Below are 4,800 nucleotides of genomic sequence, written 5' to 3' on the forward strand. Positions count from 1 at the left end.
CGGGCGTGCCGCTGTTGCGCGCGGGAGGCGACAGCCGTCGCGGCGACACCCGCCGCGGCGAGGGCCGCACCCGTCCAGGCCACCGCCGGGTAGCCCCAGCCGGCGCTGATGACCAGGCCGCCCAGCCAAGGGCCCACCGTGTTGCCGATGTTGAAGGCGGCGGTCACCGTGGCGCCCGCCAGCGTGGGGGCGGCGTCGGCGACGTTGAACATGCGCGCGTTCAGCGCCGGAGCCGTCGTGAAGGCCGTGACGCCCAGCAGCAGGGCGAGCCCGACCGCCGCGGCCGGGGTGTGGGTGAGGAGGGCCAGCAGGGTCAGCACGGCCGCCGACGCGGTGGTGCCGATGTACATCGTGCCGAAGAGGTGCGCGTCCGCGACGCGGCCGCCGATCGCCGTACCGATGAGCCCGCCCGCTCCGAACAGGGCCAGCACCGTCGGCACCCAGCTCTCCCGCAGCCCGGCGGTCTCGGTGAGCAGCGGGGCGAGGTAGGAGAAGACGGCGAAGACCGCGGCGCCGTTGAGCGCGATGGTGACCAGGGTGAGCCAGACCTGCTTGTCGGCGTAGATGCGGATCTCGCGGCGCAGCCGTGGCCGGTCCGCGCCGGTCGGCGGCTTCGTCCGCGGTACGAGCGCCACCACCCCGACGAGCGCGACCGCCGACATGACCGCCACCGCCCAGAAGGCCGACCGCCAGCCCGCGTGCTGCCCGAGGAGTGAACCGGCGGGCACGCCCGCGATGTTGGCGATGCTCAGCCCGCCGACCATGACGGCCATGGCGCGGGCCCGCGCGGTCACCGGCACCAGCGAGACGGCGACCGCCGCGCCCACCGCCCAGAAGCCCGCGCAGGCGAGCGCGCTGACGACGCGGGACGCGAAGAGCGCACCGTAGGCGGGGGCCAGCGCCCCCGCGACCTGCCCGAGCCCGAAGAGCCCGAGCAGCGTGATCAGCGTCGTACGGCGGGGCAGCCGCAGCGTCGCGGCGGCGAGCAGCGGGGCGCCCACGACCATGCCGATCGCGAAGGCGGACACCAGCAGTCCGGCCTTCGGTATGGAGACGTCCAGATCGCGGGCGAGCGGCTGCAGGATGCCGGACAGCATGAACTCGGAGGTGCCGAGCGCGAAGACCGAGAGCCCGAGGACGTAGACGGACACCGGCAGTCCGCCGCGCGGGGGAGTCGGATCGGCGGGCATGTCATCCACCAACCACGGCCCCCCGATCCGCATTCCGCTGCGGGCTTCCACTGCGGGCTTCCGCTACGGGCGGCGCCCCAGCAGTGCCACCAGCCGGTCCTGCGGGACCACGTCGTCCGGCACCGGCACCGGCGGGTCGATGACTCCCGCTCCCTGCCATCTCTCGGCCTCCGGTGCGGCCCGTTCGTAGACCGCGTCGGCCAGCTCGTCCAGCATCCGGGACCGTACGCCGATGCCGTGGGCCAGGTCCCAGCCGTGTACGGCGAGGTCGAGGGTCATCTGCCAGCCGTACTCCGCCGCCGGCATCATTCTGGTGGTGACGTGCACCTGACCCGTCAGCGCCTTCTTCCGGTGGAACGCGGACCACGAGGCGCCGCCCGCCTCCTCCCACGCGGCGACCGGGTCGTCGCCGACCACGTCACCGTCGAAGCGGTCGCCGATCTCCTCGAGGGTCGCGCCGTCCAGCAGGAGCGGTGCCCAGAGGTGCTCGCCGACGAGGTGGTTGACCAGGTCCCGTACGTTCCACTCGGCGCAGGGCGTGGGGTCCTCCCACTGCTCCTCCGCGACCTCGTGTACGAGCCGGTCCCACTCCTTGAAGGCCGTGTCGAAGGCATCGATCAGTTCCATGCCGTCCATGGTGCGCCCGCCCGGCGTCCGCCGCCCGGCGTGACGTGGATCTCAGGCACCCGTGGCCAGCAGCTCCAGCTCGGTCTCCAGGTTGCGGCGCGCGAGATCCTCCCAGCGGTCCTGGCCGTACGGGGTGCGGAAGAGCTGTGGCAGACCGAGGAGTTGGCGCAGTACTCCGGCCCGGCCCGCGCGGAAGTCGGCGTCCGGGACGAAGTCGTACTCCTGCCGGACCGTGGCCGCGTAACGGGCGTACTCCTCGGGGGCGCCCGCCAGCACCGCTAGGTCCGCGTCGCACAGCAGCGCGCCGTCGGCGTCGCCCGGCTCGGGGTCGTGGCTCACGGTGAGCCGGACGAGGCGGGCGACCTCGGCCGTACGGGCGGCGGAGACCCCGGCTTCGGGGAGGGCGCGTTCGGCCAGCCGGGCGCTGCGCTCCTCGTTCTCGCCGCGGTCGGGCCGGTAGACGGCGTCGTGGAACCAGGCCGCGAGCCGCACCGCGTGCAGGTCCGTGCCGCCACCGGTGCTGTGCGGGGCCAGCTCGTCGACGCGGTCGAGTACGGCGAGGAGGTGGTCGGTGGTGTGGTACCGGCGCTGCGGCTCCGACCAGCGGGCGAGCAGGTTCTCCCCGTACGGGGCGGGGTCCGGACCGGCCTCGCCGTCCCGTGCTCCGACCAGCAGGGTGACCCAGCGGGAGAGCAGCACCTCGTGCGTCTCGTGCGTCTCCCGGACGGGGCCGGTCCCGGGGTCGTCGGTTGTCGCCATGGGGTGATTGTCGTCTGCGGTGATCGCCGTCTTCCAGGGGCGGTCCGCCATGTGGCAGGCTGTGGTACATGTCTAGACCAATTCTCGAGGTGATCGCGCTCACCGCGGACGACGCACGCGCTGCCCAGGCCGGCGGGGCGGATCGCCTAGAACTGGTCACGGACATGGCCGCCGACGGCCTCACCCCCTCCCGGGAGACCTTCGCCGGTATCCGCGCCGCCGTCGGCCTTCCGCTGCGCGTCATGCTGCGGGCGTCCGACGGCTTCGCCGCCGGCGACGACGCGGCGCTGGAAGCGCTGTGCGCCCAGGCCGGGCTGCTACGTGCCGAGGGTGCCGACGAGTTCGTCCTCGGCTTCCTGAACGAGGCGGGCGGGCCGGACCTGGACGCGATCGGCGCCCTGACCGAGGTCATCGAGGGCTGCCGCTGGACCTTCCACCGTGCCATCGATCGCGCCGCCGACCGCGACGGCCTGCGCGAACAACTCGCCGCTCTGCCCGGCCTCGACACCTATCTGACGGCGGGCTCCCCGCACGGCGTCGACGACGGCCTGCCCGTCCTGCGCGCGGAGGCGGCACGTGAGGTCACGGCCGAACCGGGTCGCGGGCCCCGGATCATGGTCGGCGGCGGCCTGCGCCTGGACCATGTTCCGGAGCTCGCGGCGGCAGGCGTCACCGCCTTCCACATCGGCGGCGCGGCCCGCCCCCAGGGCTGGTCCGGTCCGGCCGACGCCGCTGTGGTCCGCACCTGGCGCGACGTACTGGACGGCTGACGCCGGGCTGGATGTCGGCCTCGAGCCAGTGAAGGCCTAACTCCTCGAAGGCGTACCGCAGTACGAGTCCGAACCCCTCGGTCAGATAGCCGTGCCCGGACGACGACTGAAGTAAGTCAGCGTGGGTGACTGGTGAGAAAGGCGGCCACTTGACGCACGTAGTCATCGTAGAGACGTCTCGCCATCGGGATGGCGCCGGCCAGGATAGAGAGGTCGACCGTGACTCCCTGGTCCACGCTCACCGGGCCATCAACTCCAGATCCAGACGTCGCAGCCAGGCGGTGTCCATCCGCTCTGTGATCGCGTGCATCTGCTCGCGAGCGAAGACGCCGGGAATCAGCTCTACCAGTGGGAGCCCATTGACCAGCGCACGCTCCCGTGCGACGGGGCCCGCCCGGCCGAGATCCATGAAGTCCAGTGTGGTGGTCTCGGCCAGCACTCCCAGAGCGTCGAGGAAACCCAGTACGTCGGGCTGTGGCCCATGCCTGTGGAAGGCAACGGCGATATCGAGATCTCGTGGCGTGGCATCCGTGCGTACCGCGCTGCCGAAGGCCACAACAAGTTCCGCGCCGTAGCGTCGGCAGAGGGAATGCAACTCCCCGTTCTCTCCCGCAACGGCGGATGCGGTGAGACGACGCAGCGCCTCTCTTGGGTCGGCCATGTACTTACGGTAGCCGCGACGGGGGGGGAGGGTGGACCAGTAATGCCGCCCTACCGCTGGCGCATCAGTGCCCAGGCGAGGCAGGCGAAGGCCGCCGCGTTGAGGACCGTGCGGATCAGGTTCCAGCGCGTCCAGGGGGACTCGAAGCGGGCGCGGAGGGCGGTGAGTTCAGCCGAGGCGTCAGGAGGATCGCCCGCTTCGAGCGCGTTGTTGAGCGGGACGTTCACGCTCATGGTGACGACGAGCACCGCCACGTACAGCACCAGCGCCGCAACGGTCCAGGGCAGGGCCGTCCCCCAGCCGGCGTCCGGCAGTTGGAGTGCGGCGGCCGCGATCGTGAAGAGCAGCGAGCCGAGGAAGAGGAGCATGAACCAGCCGTTGAGGATGGCCGTGTTGATGCGCCGCATCCCCTGGATGAAGCTACGGTCCTCCGTGCGGGCGAGGCCCGGCATGACCGCGCAGGCGAAGCCGTAGTAGAGCCCGGCGCTCAGGCCGGTGGTGAGCGTGGCGGCGATCAGGGTCGCCGTCTGGAACTCCCGCAGCATGGCGTTCAGACTAGCGCTGCCGGCAGCGGCGTGGCGTGCAGAACCGTCAGGCCGGAGACCGCGCGGGTGAGGGCGACGTACAGGCGGCGCAGGCCCGTGCGTTCGTCCGGTTCGCCGTCGACGATGGCGGCGGGCTCGTCGAGGACGACGTAGTCGTACTCCAGGCCCTTGGCGAGGGTCGCCGGGACCAGGGTGAGGCGGGCGTCGGCGCTGGTCTCCGCGCCCGGGGCGAGGCACGGCAGGCCCGC

At 72.3% G+C, this 4,800-nt stretch carries 7 protein-coding genes; 1 reads left to right on the forward strand and 6 read right to left on the reverse strand.

What is annotated here, in order from left to right; all coding sequences use genetic code 11:
• From ACRDP3_RS17980 to ACRDP3_RS17990, 3 genes are all read right to left on the reverse strand, one after another.
• A partial coding sequence (locus ACRDP3_RS17980; protein ID WP_431517982.1) for a Cmx/CmrA family chloramphenicol efflux MFS transporter occupies window positions 1-1,190 on the reverse strand: 1,190 nt, incomplete at its 3' end.
• A 63-nt stretch (window positions 1,191-1,253) separates the two neighbouring features.
• Entirely contained in the window at window positions 1,254-1,817 is a 564-nt protein-coding gene (locus tag ACRDP3_RS17985) for a TIGR03086 family metal-binding protein (protein ID WP_431517983.1), read from the reverse strand.
• Between the two features lie 51 nt (window positions 1,818-1,868).
• Window positions 1,869-2,576, reverse strand: a complete 708-nt coding sequence (locus ACRDP3_RS17990) for an HD domain-containing protein (protein WP_431517984.1) — start codon at window positions 2,574-2,576, stop codon at window positions 1,869-1,871.
• A 68-nt stretch (window positions 2,577-2,644) separates the two neighbouring features.
• On the opposite strand from ACRDP3_RS17990, the gene ACRDP3_RS17995 reads away from it, so the two are divergent.
• Window positions 2,645-3,346, forward strand: coding sequence for a copper homeostasis protein CutC (locus ACRDP3_RS17995; protein WP_431517985.1), 702 nt, complete (start codon window positions 2,645-2,647; stop codon window positions 3,344-3,346).
• 238 nt (window positions 3,347-3,584) lie between these two features.
• Here ACRDP3_RS17995 and ACRDP3_RS18000 read toward each other — a convergent pair whose 3' ends face one another.
• From ACRDP3_RS18000 to ACRDP3_RS18010, 3 genes are all read right to left on the reverse strand, one after another.
• Window positions 3,585-4,007 carry a hypothetical protein gene (locus ACRDP3_RS18000; RefSeq protein WP_431517986.1) on the reverse strand — a complete coding sequence of 141 codons (423 nt, stop codon included), beginning with the start codon at window positions 4,005-4,007 and terminating at the stop codon, window positions 3,585-3,587.
• Between the two features lie 50 nt (window positions 4,008-4,057).
• Window positions 4,058-4,552 (reverse strand): DUF1772 domain-containing protein, encoded by a 495-nt coding sequence (locus ACRDP3_RS18005; RefSeq protein ID WP_431517987.1) that lies wholly within the window; start codon window positions 4,550-4,552, stop codon window positions 4,058-4,060.
• A gap of 5 nt (window positions 4,553-4,557) precedes the next feature.
• Window positions 4,558-4,800: ATP-binding domain-containing protein (locus ACRDP3_RS18010; protein WP_431517988.1), on the reverse strand; the 243-nt coding region annotated here is incomplete at its 5' end.

Origin of the sequence: Streptomyces sp., from assembly GCF_050698815.1 — a bacterium.
GTDB lineage: Bacteria > Actinomycetota > Actinomycetes > Streptomycetales > Streptomycetaceae > Streptomyces.

Coding starts and splice junctions, on each gene's coding strand:
- ACRDP3_RS17985 (WP_431517983.1), bottom strand. CDS start 1,817: ATGGAACTGATCGATGCCTTCGACACGGCCTTCAAGGAGTGGGACCGG.
- ACRDP3_RS17990 (WP_431517984.1), bottom strand. CDS start 2,576: ATGGCGACAACCGACGACCCCGGGACCGGCCCCGTCCGGGAGACGCAC.
- ACRDP3_RS17995 (WP_431517985.1), top strand. CDS start 2,645: ATGTCTAGACCAATTCTCGAGGTGATCGCGCTCACCGCGGACGACGCA.
- ACRDP3_RS18000 (WP_431517986.1), bottom strand. CDS start 4,007: ATGGCCGACCCAAGAGAGGCGCTGCGTCGTCTCACCGCATCCGCCGTT.
- ACRDP3_RS18005 (WP_431517987.1), bottom strand. CDS start 4,552: ATGCTGCGGGAGTTCCAGACGGCGACCCTGATCGCCGCCACGCTCACC.